The organism is Herbiconiux sp. FW305-C-125, assembly GCF_058783455.1.
This window is the reverse complement of the sequence record NZ_JBYSYO010000010.1, coordinates 80893-101335: the sequence shown is the minus strand read 5'-3', so window position 1 is coordinate 101335 and position 20443 is coordinate 80893. Positions and strand designations below refer to the sequence as shown.

General features: G+C 69.8%; 19 protein-coding genes and 1 tRNA gene. 13 read left to right on the top strand and 7 right to left on the bottom strand.

Annotated elements, in window-relative coordinates; all coding sequences use genetic code 11:
• Positions 1–6: 6 nt before the first annotated feature.
• Genes crtI through AC3WLB_RS19775 form a run of 3 tightly spaced genes read right to left on the bottom strand, consistent with a single transcriptional unit; the run spans position 7 to position 3793 of the window.
• A complete protein-coding gene (crtI, locus tag AC3WLB_RS19785) occupies positions 7–1755 on the bottom strand; it encodes a phytoene desaturase family protein (RefSeq protein WP_492508925.1) in 1749 nt (582 codons plus the stop codon).
• Positions 1752–2723, bottom strand: a complete 972-nt coding sequence (locus tag AC3WLB_RS19780; RefSeq protein ID WP_492508923.1) for a phytoene/squalene synthase family protein — start codon at positions 2721–2723, stop codon at positions 1752–1754. The genes crtI and AC3WLB_RS19780 overlap by 4 nt, the downstream gene beginning before the upstream one ends.
• Entirely contained in the window at positions 2723–3793 is a 1071-nt protein-coding gene (locus tag AC3WLB_RS19775) for a polyprenyl synthetase family protein (protein ID WP_492508921.1), read from the bottom strand. The genes AC3WLB_RS19780 and AC3WLB_RS19775 overlap by 1 nt, the downstream gene beginning before the upstream one ends.
• Positions 3794–3839: 46 nt before the next feature.
• On the opposite strand from AC3WLB_RS19775, the gene idi reads away from it, so the two are divergent.
• Positions 3840–4367 carry an isopentenyl-diphosphate Delta-isomerase gene (gene idi, locus AC3WLB_RS19770; RefSeq protein ID WP_492508919.1) on the top strand — a complete coding sequence of 176 codons (528 nt, stop codon included), beginning with the start codon at positions 3840–3842 and terminating at the stop codon, positions 4365–4367.
• A gap of 10 nt (positions 4368–4377) precedes the next feature.
• A complete protein-coding gene (locus AC3WLB_RS19765; protein WP_492508917.1) occupies positions 4378–5799 on the top strand; it encodes an alanine--tRNA ligase-related protein in 1422 nt (473 codons plus the stop codon).
• Positions 5800–5952: 153 nt separating this feature from the next.
• On the opposite strand, the gene dcd is transcribed toward AC3WLB_RS19765, so the two are convergent.
• Positions 5953–6558, bottom strand: a complete 606-nt coding sequence (dcd, locus tag AC3WLB_RS19760) for a dCTP deaminase (RefSeq protein ID WP_022897464.1) — start codon at positions 6556–6558, stop codon at positions 5953–5955.
• 112 nt (positions 6559–6670) lie between these two features.
• Between dcd and AC3WLB_RS19755 the strand changes: the two genes are divergently transcribed.
• The 10 genes from AC3WLB_RS19755 (at position 6671) to AC3WLB_RS19710 (ending at position 12937) form a co-directional block, all read left to right on the top strand.
• Complete coding sequence (locus AC3WLB_RS19755) at positions 6671–6808, top strand: hypothetical protein (protein ID WP_492508915.1); 138 nt, start codon at positions 6671–6673, stop codon at positions 6806–6808.
• Positions 6809–6908: 100 nt separating this feature from the next.
• Positions 6909–7166: a hypothetical protein gene (locus AC3WLB_RS19750; RefSeq protein ID WP_492508913.1), complete on the top strand. Its 258-nt coding sequence runs from the start codon at positions 6909–6911 to the stop codon at positions 7164–7166.
• Positions 7167–7214: 48 nt separating this feature from the next.
• A tRNA-Gly gene (locus tag AC3WLB_RS19745) sits at positions 7215–7288 on the top strand.
• A 41-nt stretch (positions 7289–7329) separates the two neighbouring features.
• Positions 7330–7929, top strand: coding sequence for a hypothetical protein (locus AC3WLB_RS19740; RefSeq protein WP_492508911.1), 600 nt, complete (start codon positions 7330–7332; stop codon positions 7927–7929).
• 89 nt (positions 7930–8018) lie between these two features.
• The gene (locus AC3WLB_RS19735; protein ID WP_492508909.1) at positions 8019–9086 is read left to right on the top strand and encodes an alpha/beta hydrolase; all 1068 of its coding nucleotides are present in this window, start codon (positions 8019–8021) and stop codon (positions 9084–9086) included.
• A gap of 9 nt (positions 9087–9095) precedes the next feature.
• Positions 9096–10133, top strand: a complete 1038-nt coding sequence (locus AC3WLB_RS19730) for a nucleoside hydrolase (RefSeq protein WP_492508907.1) — start codon at positions 9096–9098, stop codon at positions 10131–10133.
• Positions 10133–11146, top strand: a complete 1014-nt coding sequence (locus AC3WLB_RS19725; RefSeq protein WP_492508905.1) for an MBL fold metallo-hydrolase — start codon at positions 10133–10135, stop codon at positions 11144–11146. The genes AC3WLB_RS19730 and AC3WLB_RS19725 overlap by 1 nt, the downstream gene beginning before the upstream one ends.
• 67 nt (positions 11147–11213) lie before the next feature.
• Complete coding sequence (locus AC3WLB_RS19720) at positions 11214–11861, top strand: dienelactone hydrolase family protein (protein ID WP_492508903.1); 648 nt, start codon at positions 11214–11216, stop codon at positions 11859–11861.
• An 11-nt stretch (positions 11862–11872) separates the two neighbouring features.
• A complete protein-coding gene (locus AC3WLB_RS19715) occupies positions 11873–12175 on the top strand; it encodes a DUF2470 domain-containing protein (protein WP_031283539.1) in 303 nt (100 codons plus the stop codon).
• A 108-nt stretch (positions 12176–12283) separates the two neighbouring features.
• Positions 12284–12937 carry a biliverdin-producing heme oxygenase gene (locus AC3WLB_RS19710; RefSeq protein WP_022897475.1) on the top strand — a complete coding sequence of 218 codons (654 nt, stop codon included), beginning with the start codon at positions 12284–12286 and terminating at the stop codon, positions 12935–12937.
• A 38-nt stretch (positions 12938–12975) separates the two neighbouring features.
• On the opposite strand, the gene AC3WLB_RS19705 is transcribed toward AC3WLB_RS19710, so the two are convergent.
• Genes AC3WLB_RS19705 through AC3WLB_RS19695 form a run of 3 tightly spaced genes read right to left on the bottom strand, consistent with a single transcriptional unit; the run spans position 12976 to position 19318 of the window.
• Positions 12976–14997, bottom strand: coding sequence for a YhgE/Pip domain-containing protein (locus AC3WLB_RS19705; protein ID WP_492508901.1), 2022 nt, complete (start codon positions 14995–14997; stop codon positions 12976–12978).
• 5 nt (positions 14998–15002) lie between these two features.
• The gene (locus AC3WLB_RS19700; protein WP_492508899.1) at positions 15003–17969 is read right to left on the bottom strand and encodes an MMPL family transporter; all 2967 of its coding nucleotides are present in this window, start codon (positions 17967–17969) and stop codon (positions 15003–15005) included.
• A 50-nt stretch (positions 17970–18019) separates the two neighbouring features.
• Positions 18020–19318, bottom strand: coding sequence for an ATP-dependent DNA helicase (locus AC3WLB_RS19695; RefSeq protein ID WP_492508897.1), 1299 nt, complete (start codon positions 19316–19318; stop codon positions 18020–18022).
• A gap of 57 nt (positions 19319–19375) precedes the next feature.
• On the opposite strand from AC3WLB_RS19695, the gene AC3WLB_RS19690 reads away from it, so the two are divergent.
• Entirely contained in the window at positions 19376–20413 is a 1038-nt protein-coding gene (locus AC3WLB_RS19690) for a hypothetical protein (RefSeq protein WP_492508895.1), read from the top strand.
• Positions 20414–20443: the final 30 nt, after the last annotated feature.

Genomic DNA, 20443 nt, shown 5'->3' with positions numbered 1-20443 from the left:
CCGCGGTCAGACCGGTTCGGGCAGCGGCCCGGTCGAGGTGTCGCCGTGCATCCGCTTCAGCACCAGCTCTGCGCTGATCAGGCACATCGGCAGGCCGATCCCGGGCGTGGTCGAGCCTCCGGCGTAGTAGAGGCCGTCGACCTTGCTGCTCACGTTGCGAGCACGGAAGAAGGCGCTCTGCCGGAGCGTGTGCGACGGCCCGAGCGCCGTACCCTGCCAGGAGTTCAGGTCATTCGCGAAGTCGGCGGGCCCGACCGTCCGTCGCACCACGATGCGGTCGGCGAGATCGGGAATGCCGGCCCAGTCGGCGATCTGCGCGATGGCGGCATCGGCGAGCGCCTCGACCCTCGCGTCTCCGCCACCGTCGACACCGCCGGCACCGATGCCCGGATCGGCGGGGATCGGCACGAGCACGAAGAGGTTCTCGTGGCCCGCCGGCGCGACGCCGTCGTCGGTGGCGCTGGGGCGGCAGACGTACAACGACGCCGGGTCGGGGATGGTCGCGGCGCTCGCATCCTTGCCCAGGATCTGCCCGAAGTCGGTCTTCCAGTCCTTCGTGAAGAACAGCGTGTGGTGCTCGAGCTCGGGGAGTTCGCCGCGCACACCGAGCAGAACGAGCAGTGCACTCGGCCCGGCGGTCTTCTTCTCCCAGTAGCTCTCCGGGTAGGTCTGCAGCTCGGGCAACAGCAGGGCGGTCTCGCTGTGCCAGAGGTCGGCGGTCGAGACCACCACCGGCGCTTCCAGCGAGTGGGCTCGCCCCGCGGAGTCGGTGTAGTGCACGCCCCCGACCTGGGGCTTCGGCGACGCGCCCGCCGCGCTCGGCGTGTCGGACTCGGAAGCCGCTGCCGTCGGCGGCGCCTCCTCCCCCGCCAGCATGCGCTTCAGCTCGTCCCGGTCGATGACATTCGTGTCGAACTCGGTGGTCTCGTAGTCGTAGACGTCGACGGGTCCCGGAGTCACGGTGGGCTCCCCCTCCACCGCCATCACGATGCGCGACACCTCGGCTCCGGTGACGATGGTCACACCCTCGGCCTCGGCCAGCCGCCGGATGGCGTCGATCACCGCGGCGATGCCGCCCTTCGGGTAGAGCACTCCCTCATCGAGATCGAGGTGGCTCATCAGGTGATACATGCTCGGAGCGGCATATGGTGAGGTGCCGAGGAAGACGGCCGGATAGCCGAGCATCTGTTGCAGCCGCGGATCGCGCACCGTGCGCGCGGCGAACCCGGCCAGGGGCTCGGTGAGCAGACGGGTCAGCCGTGGCAGCCGCTTCAGCACCGGCCCGACGAACAGCGGGGACAGCTTCTCGAACGTCGAGTACAGGAAGTACTGCTTGGCGAGCTCGTAGGTCTGCGCCGCCGAGTCGAGATAGCCCGCCATCCGCACGCCGGAGCCCGGTTCGAGCGACTCGAAGAGCTCCAGATTGGCGTCACGGCTCGCCGCGATGTCGATCGAGGTGTTCTCCCCTTCGAAGTACACGCGGTAGCCGGGGTCGAGCTTCACCAGGTCGAGCTGCTCCTCGGCGCTCGTGCCCATAAGGCGGAAGAAGTGGTCGAACACCTCGGGCATGAGGTACCACGACGGCCCGGTGTCGAAGGTGAAACCGTCCTGCTCCCACACTCCGGCGCGGCCGCCGACCCGCTCGTTCTTCTCGAGCAGGGTCACCGAGTAGCCGTCCCGCGCGAGCAGGGCCGCGCTCGCGAGCCCGCTGATCCCGCCGCCGATCACGATCGCTGTGGTGCCCGTCGTCGTCACTCGGTCGTGTCTCCCTCTGCCCGCGACGCATCCGTCGCCGATCGCGCCGGCCCGGCCGGCGTGGAATGCGCCGGTCTCGGATGCGGGAGGCGGCCCAACGCAGCCCCCGCAGCTATTCTCGCCTTGACCGGGTTCGGAACCCGCACACGCGTGCGGGCGAGTACGGCGGCGGGCGTCGCGCTCAATCGGTCGCTCAGCTCTTCGAAGAGGCCCTGGGCGAGCACCACAGCTCGCCGGCTGGAGTCCGGCAGCCCCGGCAGGCTGGCCCGGGCGATACGCAGATCGTCGTCGATGTCGGCCAGGATGCGCTCCTTCTCGGCCTCGGTGAAGGTCTCGACGTCGATGCCGGGGAAGTAGCTGCGGCCGAGCGTCCCGAAGTCGGCCGCGAGGTCGCGCAGGAAGTTGATCTTCTGGAAGGCCGCGCCGAGGTGCCGCGCGCCGTCGACCAGGACGGCGCGTTGCGCATCCGACACCGGCGTGTCGCGCAGGAAGGCCGCGAGACACATCAGCCCCACCACCTCGGCCGAACCGTAGACGTAGTCGTCGAACGATTCGGGGGTGTGCCGGGTCTCGGAGATGTCGGCGCGCATCGAGCGGAAGAACGGGGCGGTGAGGTTCTGCCCGATGCCCACGTGGCGGGCGGTCCAGCCGAAGGCGTGCACCACGAGATTGGTGCTGTACCCGCACGACATCGCCACACCGGTCTCGTGTTCGAGTGCGTCGATGCGGCGAGCGATCTCGTCCTTGTCGAGCGCTGCTGAGGCGGCAACGCCGTCGACCACCTCGTCGGCGAGCCGCACGAGGGCGTAGATGTTCTCGACGTGCTGTCGCACCGGTTGCGCCAGCAGGCGCGACGCCAGCCCGAACGACGTGGAGTAGCGGCGGATGACCACCGAGGAGGCCTCCATCGCCACGCGATCGTAGAGACTCGGGTCACCGCTCCAGCGGCCCGAGGCTTTTCGGTTCATCACCGCACTCTACCCAGCACTGCCGCCACGACGGGACGGAATTCGTCGCGGACCGCGTCCGGAAGCGCCGGATCGACGAGCGCCTCCCACGCCCGGTTCGCGAAATCGCGGGCGAGCCCCTCGGTGTGGCTGCGCGACCCGGTGGCCTCGAGAACGGCACGGATGCGCTGCGCATCGCTCTCGGTGAGCGTCGGTGACCCGAACAAGGCCGCCACCTCGGCCCACTCCGGCCGCCCGACCGCGTGGGCCAGCAGCACCGTGCGCTTCCCTTCGCGGAGGTCGCCGAGCGTGGTCTTGCCGGTGTCACGCTCGTCGCCGAAGACGCCCAGCAGGTCGTCGACGATCTGGTAGGCGATGCCGATGGTGCGCCCGAAGGTGCCGAGCGCCGCCACCGCGGCGGGGGAGGCGCCGGCCAGCACGGCACCGGCCTGCAACGGCGTCTCGAACGAGTACGCGGCGGTCTTCAACCGCTCCATCTCGAGGATCTCGTCCACCGTCGGCGACTCCACACCGAGCGCGAAGTCGACGTCGTAGAGCTCGCCGGCGGCCGAGACGAACATCGCCTCGTCGAGCAGGTCGTGGAGGCGCGTGCGGAGGATGCCGTCGACGCCGGAGCGGTCGATCAGCCGGTAGGCGTTGAACAGGGCGAGGTCGCCCGCGATGATCGCCACCGACATGCCGCGGTGCTCGGCGTCGGGCAGCGGGATGCCGGCGGTCGTCGCCTCGTCGCGGTAGCGCCCGGAGACGTTCGGGCCGCCGCGACGCACGAAGTCCCGGTCGATGACGTCGTCATGCACGATGAGCGCGGTGTGCAGCAGCTCGAAGGCGGCGCCCACGTGCGCGGCGGCGTCGAGGTCGGTGCCGCCCAGCGCCTCGTAGGCTGCCATGACCATCCGGGGCCGGAAGCGTTTGCCGCCCGAGGCGTTTCGCTCGAGCGTCTCCCACAGGGCGGCGTACGATGCCCCCAAGGCTTTGGCCCGCTGGTGCGAATCGCTGAAGAACGCGGTGAGCACACGCTCGACCTGGGCGTGCCGGCGCTCCGACACGGCGAGCAGGTCATGGGTGTCCACGTCTCCAAACTTACATGGCAAACTGGTAATAAAGGAGAATAGTGAAATGACCACCGATCTGGAGCAGCACGTCGAGCAGGTCGTCCTGCTCTCCGACGACGGCGTGCCCATCGGGGTCGCCGACAAGCACGCCGTGCACACCGAGGACACACCGCTGCACCTCGCGTTCTCCTGCCACGTCTACGACGGGGAGGGGCGCATCCTCGTCACCCGTCGCGCACTCACCAAGCGCACCTGGCCGGGGGTGTGGACCAATTCGTTCTGCGGCCACCCGGCACCGGGGGAGGAGCTGGCGGATGCGGTCACGCGCCGCGCCCGCGACGAGCTCGGCCTCGAACTGGCGGGCCTGACGCTCGAGCTCCCCGATTTCCGCTACCTAGCCGTCGACGCGTCGGGCGTGGTCGAGAACGAGATCTGCCCCGTCTTCACCGCCCGCGCGGCCGGACCGGTGACCGTGAACCCCGACGAGGTGGCGGAGTGGCGTTGGGCCGACACCGCCGCGTTGCGCGCCGCGGTCGACCTCACGCCGTGGGCTTTCAGTCCCTGGCTGGCGCTGCAGCTGCCGCAACTGTAATGCTGGGCAGATGGATGCCCGCGAGATACGAAACTCCTACCTAGCGTTCCTCGAAGAGCGCGGACACACCGTCATCGAGCGGGCACCCCTCGTGCCCCGCGGTGACACGAGCACGCTGTTCAACGGCAGCGGCATGCAGTCGCTGCTGCCGTACCTGCTGGGGGAGACGCATCCGGACGGCGAGCGCCTGACCGACAGCCAGCCCTGCGTGCGCGCCCAGGACATCGACGACGTCGGCGACAACCGCCACACCACCTTCTTCGAGATGCTCGGCAACTGGTCGCTCGGCGACTACTTCAAAGAAGAGCAGATCCGCGGGTTCTTCACCTTCCTGGTCGACATCGTCGGTCTCGATCCGTCCAGGCTCTCGGTCACCTGCTTCATCGGCGACGAGGAGTACGGCATCCCGCGCGACACCGAGGCGGCCGGCATCTGGCGGCAGGTGTTCGCCGAGCGGGGCATCACCGCCGAGGTGGCGGTGATCGGCAGCCAGGCCGACGGGGATGCCCGGGGCGTGCGACCCGGCGAGCGCATCTTCTTCTACGACGGCGGTGAGAACTGGTGGTCGCGCGGCGGTTCGCTCGCAGGCACGCCGATCGGCGACCCGTGCGGGCCCGACAGCGAGGTGTTCTACGACTTCGGGCCCGAGTTCCAGGACCCGTCGTACGGGCTCGCGCATCCGGCCAGCGACGGCGGTCAGTTCATGGAGATCGGCAACCAGGTCTTCATGCAGTACCGACGGCTTCCGGACGGTTCGTTCGAGGAGCTGGCGCGGCGCAACGTCGACTTCGGCGGGGGGCTGGAGCGCATCGCCGCAGCGTCGATCGGGTCGGACGACGTGTTCCGCATCTCGCTGCTCTGGCCCATCATCCAGACGCTCGAGGAGCTCACCGGGCGGCGCTACGACGACGAGACGGCGTCCATGCGAATCATCGCCGACCACCTGCGTGGCGCGACCTTCCTTGCGGTCGACGGGGTGCGGCCCTCGAACAAGGAGCAGGGCTACGTGATGCGGCGCCTGCTGCGGCGGGCCATCCGCTTGGCGCTGTCGCTCGGGCTCAGCGAGAACTTCTTCGCCACGGTGGTGCCGGTGATCGCCGACCTCTACGCCGCGGACTACCCGGAGGTGGCGGCCTCGCGCGACGAGGTGATCGCGGTGCTGGTGAAGGAGGAGAACGCCTTCCGGCGCACCCTCGAGGGCGGCCTGCTCGCCCTCGCCGAGTACAGCGGGTCGACGTTGACGGGAGCCGATGTCTTCCGGTTGTCGGATACGCACGGCTTCCCGAAGGAGCTGAGCGTCGAGGAGGCGCGGCGGCTCGGCATCGACGTCGACGACGCCTGGGAGGCGGGCTTCGCCGAGGCCCTCGAGGAGCAGCGCGCCCGCTCGCGCGGCGCGACCCGCCTCGGCGCGGCCGGCCTCCCGCACGCCTGAGCCGCGCATCCGCCCCGCCCCGCCCCGCCCGCCCGGCCGCTTGTTGGCAACGACGGAGGTTCTCGCCTCTCCACGGGAACGACGGATGCTCCGCCCGAACCTGCGCGAAACCTCCGTCGTTTCGGGCGGCCGCCCATGGCGGCGCGGCGCGGCCTACTCGCCCGCCGCGCCCTCCGTCGTGGCGGAGACGTCGGTGCGGTGGAAGTTGAGGTGCGAGCGCGACGCCGTGGGCCCGCGCTGACCCTGGTAACGCGAGCTATACTGGCTTGAGCCGTAGGGGCGCTCGGTGGGGCTCGAGAGCTGGAAGAAGCACAGCTGCCCGATCTTCATGCCCGGCCACAGCTTGATCGGCAGCGTCGCGACGTTGCTGAGTTCGAGGGTGACGTGGCCTGAGAATCCGGGGTCGATGAAGCCGGCGGTGGAGTGCGTGAGCAGGCCGAGGCGGCCGAGCGAGCTCTTGCCCTCCAGCCGCGCGGCGATGTCGTCGGGCAACCCGACGCGTTCGAACGTCGAGCCGAGCACGAATTCGCCGGGGTGCAGGATGAACGGCTCGTCGGCACGGGTCTCGATCAGCCGGGTGAGCTCGGGCTGGTCCTCTGCCGGATCGATGAACGGGTACTTGTGGTTGTCGAACAGCCGGAAGTAGCGGTCGAGCCGCACGTCGATCGACGACGGCTGGAGCATCGCCGGCTCGTAGGGCTCGAGGCTGACGCGGTTCTCACGGATCTGGGTGCGGATGTCGCGGTCGGAGAGGAGCACGCAGTCAGTGTAGCGCCGGGCGCGCCCGCATCCGGTGGGCCGAAATACCGCGAGCGGATGCCCGAACGCGCTACGCTCATCCCAATCGTGACCGGTCAACAACGGAGTTGGTATGCACGCACAAGACGATGTCAGTTTGTTCCTGGTGCTCTGGGCGCTCGTCGGCGCCGTTCCCGTGGTGTTCGGGCTCGTGCTGACGAGGTCGCGGGCGCAGCGGATCCGTGGTCGCCGAGGCGGTCAACTGCGCTGACGATTGCTTTCCCCGCCGGAGCGACTTACGCTTTCTGGGTTGGGGAACGGTCTGCGCGACTGCGTGATCCCCCAACCTGTGATCGTTTGGGGGAGGTCAGATGCGCACCGGGGTCGATCTCGTCTTCGTCATCGCCTGGGCCTCCGTCGGGGTCGTGGCGTTGGCCGTGTGGTTCGTCGCAACGCTGCGCCTGTCGCGGCGGCACGCGCGGAAGCGCAGCGTGGCGGAGGCGGCGCTCAGGCGCTCGGCACGCAGAACGGATGCGGTGCGCGGCCGGCCCGCCGCGTCCGGCTCGGCCCCCAAGTCGTCGTCGGCAGGCTCCGTGCCGTCGAACGCGCCCGTGACCGCCACCGTCTGACCGGCTGTCGGGCCCGAGGCGCTTCGACTGCTATCCTCGGATGCACACGCGGATGTAGTTCAATGGCAGAACTTCAGCTTCCCAAGCTGATAGCGCGGGTTCGATTCCCGTCATCCGCTCCAAACACCGCCCTGAGTCGAGCGGGCGAGCGAGGACCGCTTTCGTGAGGTCACAGCGAATCGTCGCCTGGGGCTGCTTGGTCGTGTTCGTTGCGGGCATGCTGGGGCTGCTCATCACGAAGGCCGTCGCAATCGGGTCGCTGGCTCTCGTGCTGCTGGCCGCGACACTGGTGGGCGTCGCCCTGCTCGTCTGGGGAATCATCTGGTTCAGCGAACGCGGATTCGGCGCCGCGCAGAGCACCCGGGTCGACCTGCAGAACAGATCTCCGATGCGGGTCGCATTCGTGGCCTACATCGAACCCGATGTTCGTCGAGCCATCCGGAAGCTCACCCCAGCCGGCGAGCGCCCCGCACGATACGCGGTGATCACCGCCGCTGAAGGCGCGCTTCGCATCTGGAATGCGGGCGCAGCGGGAGCACCGAGCGACGTGTTCACCCTCTCGGCAAGAGATGTCAGCAAGCTTTCCGTTGAGCCGGATCTCTATCGTTTCGCTGGTGGGATGAGGCTGTACGTGGAGACGGCGTCGCCACCGACGCGATTTTCGCTGTGTGTTCTCGAAGAGGCGCCCAAACCCCGGGAGATCAGGGATCGACCCCGGCTGGAAGCGCTTCGGAGCCGATTGGTCACAGCACTCGGCGGGTGACCGTAACCGCAGCGCGAGCGCGCGGAAAGCCAGCAAACGCTCGGGGGCTGCACAGGGGGAGCGCGGGCGGGCGTCGTAGGGTGGCCCGCATGAGCACGATCGTGAGCGCTCCCCGGCGGTGGAGCTGGGCCGCCGTGAAGAGTGCGGGCTTCGTGCGGCGACTGCCGGTGTGGGTGTGGCGACTGCTCATGCACACGGTGAGCCGCAGCGAACGCAGCCGTTTCAACACCGACCCGATCACCGCGGTCGACTACCGTTTCGACATCGATTTCGTGGGCGACGGCATCAGGGCCCACCGGCTCGACGTCATCAGTCCGCTGCCCGGCACCACCGGCGGCGGCACCCCGCTGCCCGTCTACGTCTACTTCCACGGCGGCGGCTGGACGTCGGGCGACAAGGCGGCCCTCACGAAATACTGCGCCAGCCAGGCCGTGGCCGGCATGGTCGTGGTGAACGTGAACTACCGCCGCGCCACCCGCTTCACCATGACGCACATGCTGCACGACGCCAACGCCGCCCTCGCCTGGGTGAGAGCGAACATCGAAGCATACGGGGGCGACCCGGCCCGCGTCGTGCTGGGCGGCGACTCCGCCGGCGGGCAGCTCTCGGCCCTGCTCGCAGCAGCACACTTCCGCCCGGAGCTCGCGCAGCATTACGGCCTCGAGCCGGCACTCCCGCCCGCCCATCTGCGCGGCCTCGTGCAGCACTGCAGCGTCGTCGACTTCTCGGTGATGTTCGAGCGCGGCTTCATCCTGAGCCTCAACTTCGTGCGGATGCTACTGCCGCACCCTCTGCGCAGCACCCGCAGCCGAGGCGAGCTGCGCCGCGCCGCCGACTTCCTCTCACCGATCGAGTGGCTCGACTCGGCCTTCCCGCCGGTGTTCGTCACCACCTCCGAGCGCGACTACTTCTACGCCGCGAACCTCAACTTCATCGCCCGTCTCCGCGAGCACGGGGTGCAGGTGGATGCGCTCATCTACGACCGCGACAACGCCAACACCCTGCACACCTGGCAGCAGGACTACCGCTACCCGGAGTCGCAAGAGGTCTACCAGCGACTGCAGGACTTCGTGCAGGAGGTCGCGGCCCCGATCGAGGGAGCCGGGGCTGCCGAGAGTGCCGGAAGTGACGCTTCCCTGACGTCCCGCTCGCGCTAGATTGGCGGCATGCGCACCCCGGTTCTGCTCGACGTCGACACGGGTGTCGACGACGCCCTGGCCATTCTGTTCGCGGTCGGCCACCCCCGCATCGAGCTGCTGGGAATCACATGCGTCGCCGGGAATACATCGCTCGACAATGTCGTCGAGAACACCCTCCGGGTGCTCGACGTCGCCGGGGCACCCGATCTCCCCGTTGCCGGCGGGGCGCTCCGCCCCTTGATCGAGCCGGCGCGACCGTCGCACGTGCACGGCGCCGACGGCCTGGGCGATCTCACCTCGGAGGCCGAGTTCGCGAGCCGTTCCCGCCGCTCGCGGGACGAGCGCCATGCCGTCGACCTGCTCCGCGATCTCCTGCTTGACGCGCCCGAACCCGTCACCGTCGTCGCTCTCGCGCCGCAGACCAACCTCGCCCTACTGCTCCGCCAGCACCCCGAGCTCGCACCTCGCATCGAGCGCATCCTGTTCATGGGTGGCTCGGCGAGCGTCGGCAACGCCACTCCGGTGGCCGAGTTCAACGTCTGGCACGACCCCGAAGCGGCCGCGATCGTGCTGGATTCCGGCGTGCCGGCCTTCATGTACGGCCTCGACGTCTTCAACCAGGTCACCGTCGCCGAGCCGGACGCCGACGACCTCGCGGCGTCGCCCCGCGCATCCGCTCGGCTCGCCGGCCGGCTGCTGCACTTCCGTATGGCGGACGACCCGGATGCGGTGTCGCCGGCCCAGGACTCACCGGCGGCGATCCCTGCCTCGCAGGACATCGCCCCCTACTCCGGCCACATCGGCGACGCCGGCGCGCTCTGCGCCCTCGTCGACCCGGGGGCGCTCCGCGTCGAGCCTCACCCGGTGCGCGTCGAACTGGCCGGTTTCGCGCGAGGTCAGACGATCGTCGACCGGCGCCGGCGCACGGGGGAGGATGCGATCCACGCGGCCGCACACCCGCGAGCGGGAGCCCTGCCGCAGCCGGTGGAGGTCGACGTGGCACTCGATGTCGACCGCGAGCGTTACGCGCGGCTGTTCCTCGACACGATCGCCCTGCTGCCCTGATGCGGGCGCTCGACGACCTGGAGTACGCCGCCGAGACGTCAGGCGGGCCCGCGCCCGACGGCCGGCCGGCCGGCGACGACGTCTGGGTGCTGCCGCAACCCATGCCGGGCGAGCACTCGCCGCACTATTCGCTGAGCTATCTCATCCGGGACGGCGGTGGGGGCGTGCACGTCGTCGATCCCGGCTTCGACTCCGAGGTCAACCACGCGCGGCTCCTCCGGCTGCTGGGCGAGATCGCGACGACGACCTCTCCGCTCGCCTCGATCGTCGTCACGCACCTGCACCGCGACCACCTCGGCCTCGCCGAGCGGCTGAGGCACGAACTGGGCGTCCCGGTGGCGCTGCACCGCGCGGAGCAGGAGTCGCTGCGCCGCCTGCTCGCGGCCGCCTCCTCGCAACGCGAGACGGTGCTGGCGAACGCGGAGGCCTGGGGTGTGCCGGCGGAACGGATGCCCGAACTGGCCGCCGCGGCCGATCGCGCCGCCAGCGGGGGCGCCGAGACCGACTTCCGCGCCGACCTGCTGCTCGACGACGGGGAGGTGCTCGCGGTGCCGGGGCGCCGCATCCGGGCCCTGCACACGCCGGGGCACACGCCGGGACACCTCTGCCTGCACGACCTCGATCGCGACATCCTGTTCACCGGCGACCACGTGCTGCCCGCGATCTTCCCCGGCATCGGCCTCGGCGGCCCGGCGGTCGACCCGATCGCGGACTACCTCACCTCGCTCGACCGCGTCGCCGCCCTCGACGACCCCGCCTCCCCGCCGAAGGTCTTCCCGGGCCACGGCTACCGCTTCACCGGGCTCGCCGAACGGGTGGCGGTCACCCGGCGGCACCACCTCGCGCGGTCGGCCGAGGTCGCGGCGGTGCGTCGCGAGCATCCGCACGCCACGGTCTGGCAGATCGCCGAACGCGTCCACTGGACGGCGGGATGGGCCAACCTGCGCGGCTTCTATCTCGCATCGGCCCTCGCGCAGACCGAACGGCACGTCGCGCACCTCGGCGCAGCTTGAGCGCAGGGTCGGCGCACCGCCCGTTCGGGCCCGCCATGCAAGAATTGGGGCAACGAGCGGAGGTTGCGTGGCCGAATTCGTCGACATTCCGTCTCCGGGCTGGCCTCTCGAGTTCGGTGAGCCCGGGCGGCCGGCGATCGTGCTGGTCCACGATGCGTACGGGCGCCTGCCCTATCTCGAGGCGTACGCGAAATCCCTCGCCAATCAGGGATTCTTCGTGGTCGTTCCCGACCTGTTCGACGGCGTGGCCACCGTGCAGCTGGCTGGTGCCGACGAGCTCGTGGCGCGCATCGACGAGGGGTTCGCGCTGGCGACGCTCGACGACGCCGTGGCCCTCGGGCGCGCCCAGGGCGCGCCCCGTGTCGGCATCATCGGGCTGGGCCTCGGCGGGCGGCTCGCGCTGCGCCTCGCACAGAGCGGCGATGCGGATGCGGTGGTCGCCTACTACGCGGTGCTCGGCGACGAGGCGAACGGCATCATCCCGTGCCCGGTGCTGCTGCACCGGCCACAGCTGAACGACTGGACGAACGGCCTCGACGTCGACGTGTTCGTGAGCCGCCTGAAGGAGCACGGCACCCCGGTCACCCAGTACAGCTACGCCGCCACCGCGGACGGTTTCGCGAACGCGACCGTGCTCGAACTGCTCGATAAGAACGCGGCGGCGCTCGCCTTCGCCCGGTCGACCTATTTCCTGCAGGCTCAGCTCCTCGACTAGCGTTGCTCGACGTGACCCGTTTCTCCTCCGACATCGTCGACGCCGTCCTCCGCCACATGAACGGCGACCACACCGACGACAACCTGCTCATCGCCCGCGCCTTCGTCGCACCCGACGCCACGGCCAGCACGATGGTCGACTTCGACGGCGACGGGGGAGTGTGGGAGGTGACGACGGCGGGCGGCACCCCCCGCGCATCCGTCGCGTGGCCGAACGGCCCCATCACCGAGCGCGCCGAGGTTCGCCGCGAGATCGTGGCCCTCTACGACGAAGCCTGCGCCGTGCTCGGCGTCGAGCCCCGACCGCACGCCTGATACGGATGCGCGGGGCGCCGCGCATCCGACTCTCACGAAATTCGTGGAAACGCGGGCACCATCCTCCGCTAAAGTTAGGTAACACTTACCTCGTCGTGGAATGAGCAAATGGCTGCCGTAATCCCCTTCTCGCAAGCTCTTCGTGAGCGCACCTGGACCGGTCACAGCGACAGCGAGGGCGCCGGTTTCATGACCGACCTGATGAGCGGGAAGGGCACCCGCGACGACTACATTGCCCTCGTGGCGCAGCACTTCTTCATCTACGAGGCGCTCGAAGCCGCCGCCGATCGCATGAAGAACGACCCGGTGGCGGCGGCGTTCATCTCGCCGAAGCTGACCCGGCTGCCCGCGATCGAAGAAGACCTGCGATTCCTGATCGGGGACGACTGGCGGGAGCAGATCACGCCCCTGCCCACGACGGCGCGCTACGTCGACCGCATCAACGAGGTGGCAGCCACTTGGAACGGCGGCTTCATCGCCCACCACTACACGCGCTACCTCGGCGACCTGTCGGGTGGGCAGATCATCCGCACCCTCATGCAGCGACAGTTCGGCTTCGAGACCAACGGGGTGGGCTTCTACCTCTTCGGTGACATCGCGAAGCCGAAGGAGTTCAAGGAGGTCTACCGGGCGCAGCTCGACGCCGTCGACTGGGACGACGCGGAGCGCGACCGCGTGATCGACGAGGTGATGGTGGCGTACCGGTTCAACACCGAACTGTTCCTCGACCTCGCCGACGCGAAGGCCGCTGCCGCCGCGTAGCCCGCTGCCGCCGCGTATCCGGCTGCGCCCGCGGGCAGTCAGCCCGCAGTCGGCGCCGGCGTCAGGGGAGCGGCCGCGAGGCCCGGGGGAGTGGGGGCGACGAGGTTGCGCGACCGGCGCCGGGTGACGGCGATGAGGCTGAGCGCCAGCCCGATCCCCGCGAACACCAGGAGCACGGCGGCCTCCTGAGCGACCACGGCGAGCGAGCCCCCGCCGATCAGCGCTTGCATTCCCGTGATGGCATGCGACAGGGGCAGCACGCTCGACAGGCCGGTGTAGAGCGGTGAACTCAACCCGTTGGGAATGATCACGGCGGCTGCCGCGATCTGCACTACCACGAGCCCGAGCGACAGCAAGCGCCCTGCCTGCCCGAACAGGGCGACGAGCCCCTGATGCAGGGTGACGAAGGCGAACGACATGAAGAGCGAGAACAGGATGCTCGCCGCCACTTGGCTCGGATGCGCCCCCACCACGAACAGCACCACCGCCACGATCGCCGCCTGCACGAGCCCGAGCACCACCGCCGGCCAGAGCGAGCCGACCACGACGCGGAAGGTCGACGCCGTCGAGGCGAGTGCGCGCCGGGTGAACGGGGTGAGCATGAGGTAGATGGCGAAGGCGCCGATCCACAGCGCCATCGGAACGGCCACCGCCGCGATGGCGGCGGCCGGACTCGGCAGGGCAGCGAGGTCGGACTGCTCGGTGACCACGGGGTTCGCGACGACGGTCGAGATCGTGTCCTGCTGAGCCGTGGTGTAGGTGGGGATGGCGTCGGTCGCCTGGTGCAGGCCGCTCGCCAGCTGGTGGGTTCCGGATGCGAGTTGCGCGGCACCGGGGGCCAGCTGCGCGGCACCGGACGAGAGCTGGTTCAGCCCGTCGGAGAGCCCGGCCGTGCCGGTCGCGAGCTGCCCGGCGCCGGAGGCCGCCGCGCTGAGTCCGTCGGTGAGCTGCGGGAGGTCGTCGGCGAACGCCTGCTGCCCCGTTCGCACCACGCCCGCGCCGTACTCCAGCGCCGAGCCGCCGAGGGTGTCGAACGCGAGGCCCACCGTGACCTCGCCGGTGGCATCGCGCACGCCTCGAGCATCCTGAGCGATCTTTCGCAGTTCGTCGCGGATGACCTCGGGGTCGCTGGGCAGATCCGCGATCAGCCGGTCCAACGGGCCGATCACGGTCGTCTCCTGCTGGCCGATGACCCCCACCGTCTTGGCGGCTTGAACACCCACGTTGTCCCGCAGCAGGCCGATCCCGCCTTCCACCAGACCGGTGCCGTCGGCCAACTCCTGCGCGTACGTCGGCAGGTCCGTGGTCGCTGCGGTGATGAGGTTCAAGCCGCTCGAGAGCTCCTGCGCCCCCGTGTTGAGCTGCGCCCCGCCCGTCGCGGCGGCGGCGAGACCCGTGGCCAGCTGCGACGATCCCGCCGCGAGCTGGTCGGCTCCGTTCGCGAGCTCGTCGGCCGCGCCGGCGGCCTGCCCGAGGGAGCTGTTCAGCGACGTGAAGGCGCCGAGAGTCGTCGTGACGAACTGCTTCGTGGCCTGGGTCGAGAGGGCGGCCTGCAGGTTCGTCGACAGAGCACTGGCGAGCATCTCGGTGACGTAGCTGTTGGCGCCATTGGTCTGCACCTGCAGCTGCGCCTGCACGGGAGCCGAACCCGAGATCGACACGTAGGAGGCCGAGAAGTTCGACGGGATGGTCACGACCGCCGCGTAGTTCCCCGCACTGAGCCCGCTCGAGGCGGTGTCCGCATCCGTCACGTTCCACGTGAAACCGTCTCCGGAGGTGCCGGAGGTGAGCTCGCTGACGAGGAGCTTGCCCGCGAGCACGGGAGTGGTGCTGCCGTCGCTCTGGGTGACGTCGACCGCGACGTCCTGGTTCACGACGGCGGCCGGCAGCGCCGGGCCGGTGGGGGAGGCCGTCGACTGAGTGGGCGACGCGAGCGCGGTCACAGCGACGCCCGCGATGAGCAGCGGCGTCAGCACCGCGAGCACGATGGCCACGCGCCGCGCAACGGGGGACAGGCTGCCGGTGTCACCGCGGCGCACCAGGGAGGACAGACTCGTCATCGCAGTCACCTCTTCTCTGTGCTGGGGGTCGGCGTGCTGGGGTTCGGGTCTTCAGGGGCCACCGGCAGGCCGCCTGGCGAATCGTCGTACTGATTCTGCGCATCCGCAGCCGGCGTGACCGCATCCGCTGCCGGCTCGAGCGCGTCCGGGGCCGGAACCAGCGGCGCCAACTCCTCGACCGGTTCGGGCACGAGCGGTGCGGGCCGCAGCTCCACCACCACGGTGCGCCGCACGCCCATCTCCAGCCGCGCACCGTGGTGGGCGACGACCACCGTGGTCGCGAGCGGGAGAGCGGTCTGCACGATGCCGAGCGCGTGCTGCAGGTGCGCGGTCGGCACGCCGCTGCCGTCCACCGCCACGAGGCGCGCCTTCGACACCGCGGCGAGCGCCAGCTGGTACGTCCACTCGGCTGCAACGGCCGGCCCCCACAGATCGCCCAGCTCCTCGCCCAGGTCGCGGCGCAGGCGCTCGAGCACGCTGAGCGCGCCGGGCGGCAACGCGAGCCGCAGCGTCGGCTCCTCCGCCTCGACCGGCCGCTCGACGAGCACCGAATGCCGCCGCAACGCCGCCGCCTGGAAGGGCAACGCCTGGTCGAGCACCCGCAGGTGGCCCGACAGCACGCGCTGGCGGCCGGCGATGGCGGCGACCACCGCATCCGGATGCGTCGACGCGGCCCCCGTCACGATCACCAGGTCGCCCGGCTCGGCCCGCAAGGCGAAGGAGGCAGCCGCCGAACCGTCTACCACGGCGTGCTCAGCAGCCACGGCGAACGGATGCTCGCCCTCGTCGAGCGGGCGCCACGCCGTCGCGTCGAGCATCTCCCGCACCCCCTCGCCCTCGAGGTCGACGTTGGGCAGCACGCGCCCGAGTGCTCGGGGCAACGCCCACGCCCATTTGCCGAGCAGCATCATGAGGGCCGGGATGAAGGTCATGCGCACGATGAACGCGTCGATGAAGACGCCGGCCGCGAGTCCCAGCGCGATCGGCTGCAGCACCGCGCTCCCGCCGGGCACGAACGACGCGAACACGGCGAACATGATGCACGCGGCCGCCGTCACCACGCGCGCGGCACCGATGAAGCCGTGCCGCACCGCGGTGTGCGGGTCGGCACCCTTCACGTGCTCCTCGCGCATCCGTGACACCAAGAAGACCTGGTAATCCATGGCGAGGCCGAACAGCACGGCCATCAACAGGATCGGGAAGAAGCTGATCACCGGCCCCACCTTCGCCACCCCGAGCAGGTCGGCCAGCCAGCCCCACTCGAACACGGCCGTGACGATGCCGAAGGATGCGCCGACCGACAACAGGTACCCCACCGTCGCCGAGAGCGGCACCGCGAGCGAGCGGAACACGATGGTGAGGAGGATGATGCAGAGCCCCACCACGACGATCCCGAACGGCACCAGCGCCGCCGCGAGCCGCGCCGAGACATCGATGCCGAGGGCGGTGGTGCCCGTGACCTGGTAGCTGAACCCGTTCTTCTCCTCGAATGCGGGCGCCATCTCGCGGATGGTCTGCACGAGGTCCTTGGTCGCCGTGTCGTCGGGGCCACTGTCGGGGATGATCGAGACGATCGCCATGTCGACCGTGCTGTTCGGGATGGCCTGGCTCACCGAATCCACGTCGGCGAGCCCCACGAACTGATCGTGCAGCGCGTCGAGAGCGCCGGTGATGTCGAGCGTCTTGGAGATGTCGGCGGTGATGAGCAGCGGCCCGTTGAAGCCCGGGCCGAAGCCTTCGGTGAGCAGGTCGTAGCCCTCGCGCGACTGCGAACCGGGCGGGTCGTAACCGGCGTCGGGCAGGGTGAGGCTCATCGAACCGGCGGGGATGGCGACGATCCCCAGCCCGATCACCACCACGCCGACCGTGATGACGGGCTTGGCGGTGATGAGTCGCACCCACCGTGCACCCATCGTGCGGTGGGTGCCGTCGGCGGCGAGTTCGCGTCGGGCGGCCCGCGAGGTCGGCTTCGGGATCAGCCTCTTGCCGAGGAGACCCAGGATGGCGGGCAGGAGCGTGAGCGCGACGATCACGGCCACCACCACGGAGATGGCGGCGCCGAGCCCCATCACGGTGAGGAACGGGATCTGCACCACCGATAGCCCGAGCAGCGCGATGATGACGGTGAGCGCCGCGAACACGACGGCGCTGCCCGCGGTGGAGACGGCGATGGCCGCCGACTCCTTCGGGTCGAGCCCGCGGATGAGCTGGGCGCGGTGCCGAGACACGATGAACAGTGCGTAGTCGATGCCGACCGCGAGCCCCAGCATCGTCGCGAGCAGGGGAGCGGTGGAGGAGATGTCGACGAAGCCGGAGGCGATCGTGATGGTGGTGGTGGTGACGGCGACGCCGATCACCGCGGTGACGAGCGGCATCCCAGCCGCCAAGAGCGACCCGAAGGTGATCAGCAGCACGATGAAGGCCACCACCAGGCCGATCGCCTCGGTGTAGTCGATTCCCTCGGCGGGCGGATCGGCGACGTTCGAGTACGCAACCGTCACTCCGTCAACGGCAGCCTGATTGCCGATGTCCACCACGTCCTGGTCGTCCTGCGGGGTCAGCGCCGTGGTGGGCACGTCGTACTGGATGGTGGTGAACGCCATCGTGCCGTCGCCGTTGATCTGGCCGCTGGCGTTCTGGCTCCACGGGTCGGTGACACCGCTGACGTGGTCGAGCGCCGCGAGCTTCGTGGCGTTGTCGTCGATCTGTGCCTGGTGATCCGCGATCTGCCCGCCGCTCGGCGCCACGTAGATCACCTTCGCGCTACCGCCGGATGCCTGCGGGAAACGCTGGTCGAGCATGTCGATCGCCTGCTGCGACTCGGTTCCCGGAATCTCGAACGAGCTCGCCAGCGTGCCGCCGAGCAGTTGCGCACCGCCCACGAAGAGGCCGAGGATGACGACCCACCCGACGATGACGGCGATGCCGCGCCTGGCCGCGAACCGTCCGATGCGATAGAGCAACGTTGCCATGAGTAACCCTCTCCACCCCTCTGAGTAGAGTAGCGGCTGACATCTGTCGCTTAGGGTCTGGGGGCGGCCCCCGTTGGGGGTGCAGAGGCCCGGCGGCGCATGAAGTTGAGCACGTTCTGGTCGACGATGATGTCGCTCGGGCGGAGGGGGCGGGTGAGGTACAGGCCCTCGAGCGAGGTGAGGCGGCTGAGGGCGACGTAGGTCTGCCCGGGGCTGAACACGCGCGAGCCGAGGTCGACCACGGCCTCCTCGTAGGTCTGGCCCTGCGACTTGTGGATGGTGACCGCCCAGGCCAGCCGCAGCGGGAACTGAGTGAACTCGCCGATCACCTCTTTCGTGAGCTGCTTGGACTCTGGCGCGTAGGAGTACCGGAACTTCTCCCAGGCCACGGGGTCGACCTCGTGCACTTCGCCGTCGACGTCGACCCACACGGTCGAGTCGATCTTCGTCACCGTGCCGACTGTGCCGTTCACCCAGCGCTGGTCGGCGTCGTTGCGCAGGAACATCACCTGCGCGCCCACCTTGAGCTCGAGGTTCACGTCGGCCGGGTAGGCGCGGCCGGCGAAGTCGCCCGAGATCTCGGCCTTCGCCGACAGCACACGGCCGGGCAGGCGCCCGAGCGCGGTCTGGTTGATGCGGTTCACGGCGTCGTTGCGGGTGGCCAGGGTGATGGCGGTGTCGGGGTGCGGCGCCCGGGCGCCTGCGCCGTTCAGCGCATCCGCTATCTCTTTCGTGACCATGCCGAAGCGCACGGCGTTCAGCATGAACTTGAAGTCGTCGTCGTGCTGGCGGTGGATCTCGGTGAGCTCCACGATCTCGAGCTCGGTCTCCTCCCACACCTTCGCGTCGAAGAACCACATCGACCGGTAGTGGTCGGCGAAGTAGGCGCGCTCGTCGCCGTCGCCCGGCACGGGAGCCAGCTGGTAGGGGTCGCCGAACAGCACCACCTGCACGCCGCCGAACGCCTCCAGCGGGCGCTGCCTCGCCTGGCGGAGCGATCGGTCCATCGCATCCATCAGGTCGGCGTTCACCATCGACACCTCGTCGATGACCAGGGTGTCGATGGTGTTGAGGAGCTTGCGCACCTCGCCGTTCTGCTCGATGTCGTGGTCGGCGATGACGCCGATGGGCAGGCGGAACAGCGAATGGATGGTCTGCCCGCCCACGTTCAGGGCGGCGACGCCGGTGGGTGCCGAGATGACGATCTGCTTCTCGGTGTTCCACGACAGATGATTGAGCAGGGTCGACTTGCCCGTGCCCGCGCGGCCCGTGACGAAGACGTGCTTTCGGGTGCCCTCGATCAGGTCGTACACCCGCTGCTGTTCGGCAGAGAGGGTGGGCCGGGTCATCGCTCCAATCTACCCGCCCGGGAGGGCGCAGAAACTGAGCCCGCCTAAACTGTGGACATGACTTCGGCGGTTGGGGATGAGCGCGTCGCGCTGCGTCGGTCGATCGCCATCTGGGCGGGTCTCCTGCTGCTCACGATGGCCGCGTTGTTCTCGGCCATCGGCATCCTGAACCGCGAGCTGTACAGCGCGTCGGCCTTCGTGCGCATCTACCTCGACGCCATCGCGCACCACGACGTCGACGCCGCGCTCGCCACCCCGGGGGTCGTTCTCGCCACCGACGACGCTCCCGGAACCGGTACCGCGGCACTGCTCAGCCCCGACGCGCTCGGCGGTCTCACCGACGTGGTCGAGGAGAGCGACACCGAGATCGTTCCCGGCCGGCACCGCATCGTCTACAGCTACACGCTGACGGGCGGGTCGGCGGGCGACCAGCGCACCCACGCGCAATCGGAGTTCGACGTGGTGCAGACGGGCACCGGATGGCTGTTCTTCCCGGAATGGCGCTTCGTGCGCACGCCGGTCGCGACGGCTTCGGTGACGGTGTCGCACGCCTCGACCTTCACAGCCGGGCGGGCGGTCGTCGAGACCGCCGACCCCGACGCCTTCCACGCGAACCAGAAGTACGAGGTGCTGGTGCCGAGCCTGTATGTGCTCGGCCACCGCTCGGCGTACCTCGGAGCGAATCCCGTGCCCCTCGCGGCGACCGCGCCGAAGAGCTCGGTGAGCGCGATCGTCGACGTGCAGCCCACCACCGCCTTCCTCGACGAGGTGCAGACCACGGTCGACGGCTTCCTCGACGAGTGCGCCGCGCAGACCGCCCTCTACCCGCCCGGCTGCCCGTTCGGGCAGGACGTCAACGACCGCATCGCGTCGGAGCCGACGTGGTCGATCGAGGCCTATCCCACGCTCACGATCCTCGCGGGGCAGGATGCGTGGATCGTGCCGAACGCGCCGGGCACCGCTCACATCACGGTCGACATCCGCTCGCTCTTCGACGGCACGATCTCCACCCTCGACGCGTCGGTGCCGTTCGAGGTGACCTTCTCGCTCACGATCGAGCCCGACGGCTCCGTCACCTTCGCCCCGCGCGCCTAGCCGCCGGGCGCACCCCCGCGCTCTCGCGCC

Excerpts from the sequence above, each read along its gene's own strand:
- AC3WLB_RS19780 (WP_492508923.1), bottom strand. The coding sequence starts at position 2,723 with ATGAACCGAAAAGCCTCGGGCCGCTGGAGCGGTGACCCGAGTCTCTAC.
- idi (WP_492508919.1), top strand. The coding sequence starts at position 3,840 with ATGACCACCGATCTGGAGCAGCACGTCGAGCAGGTCGTCCTGCTCTCC.
- AC3WLB_RS19765 (WP_492508917.1), top strand. The coding sequence starts at position 4,378 with ATGGATGCCCGCGAGATACGAAACTCCTACCTAGCGTTCCTCGAAGAG.
- AC3WLB_RS19755 (WP_492508915.1), top strand. The coding sequence starts at position 6,671 with ATGCACGCACAAGACGATGTCAGTTTGTTCCTGGTGCTCTGGGCGCTC.
- AC3WLB_RS19750 (WP_492508913.1), top strand. The coding sequence starts at position 6,909 with ATGCGCACCGGGGTCGATCTCGTCTTCGTCATCGCCTGGGCCTCCGTC.
- AC3WLB_RS19735 (WP_492508909.1), top strand. The coding sequence starts at position 8,019 with ATGAGCACGATCGTGAGCGCTCCCCGGCGGTGGAGCTGGGCCGCCGTG.
- AC3WLB_RS19730 (WP_492508907.1), top strand. The coding sequence starts at position 9,096 with ATGCGCACCCCGGTTCTGCTCGACGTCGACACGGGTGTCGACGACGCC.
- AC3WLB_RS19725 (WP_492508905.1), top strand. The coding sequence starts at position 10,133 with ATGCGGGCGCTCGACGACCTGGAGTACGCCGCCGAGACGTCAGGCGGG.
- AC3WLB_RS19710 (WP_022897475.1), top strand. The coding sequence starts at position 12,284 with ATGGCTGCCGTAATCCCCTTCTCGCAAGCTCTTCGTGAGCGCACCTGG.
- AC3WLB_RS19705 (WP_492508901.1), bottom strand. The coding sequence starts at position 14,997 with ATGACGAGTCTGTCCTCCCTGGTGCGCCGCGGTGACACCGGCAGCCTG.
- AC3WLB_RS19700 (WP_492508899.1), bottom strand. The coding sequence starts at position 17,969 with ATGGCAACGTTGCTCTATCGCATCGGACGGTTCGCGGCCAGGCGCGGC.
- AC3WLB_RS19695 (WP_492508897.1), bottom strand. The coding sequence starts at position 19,318 with ATGACCCGGCCCACCCTCTCTGCCGAACAGCAGCGGGTGTACGACCTG.
- AC3WLB_RS19690 (WP_492508895.1), top strand. The coding sequence starts at position 19,376 with ATGACTTCGGCGGTTGGGGATGAGCGCGTCGCGCTGCGTCGGTCGATC.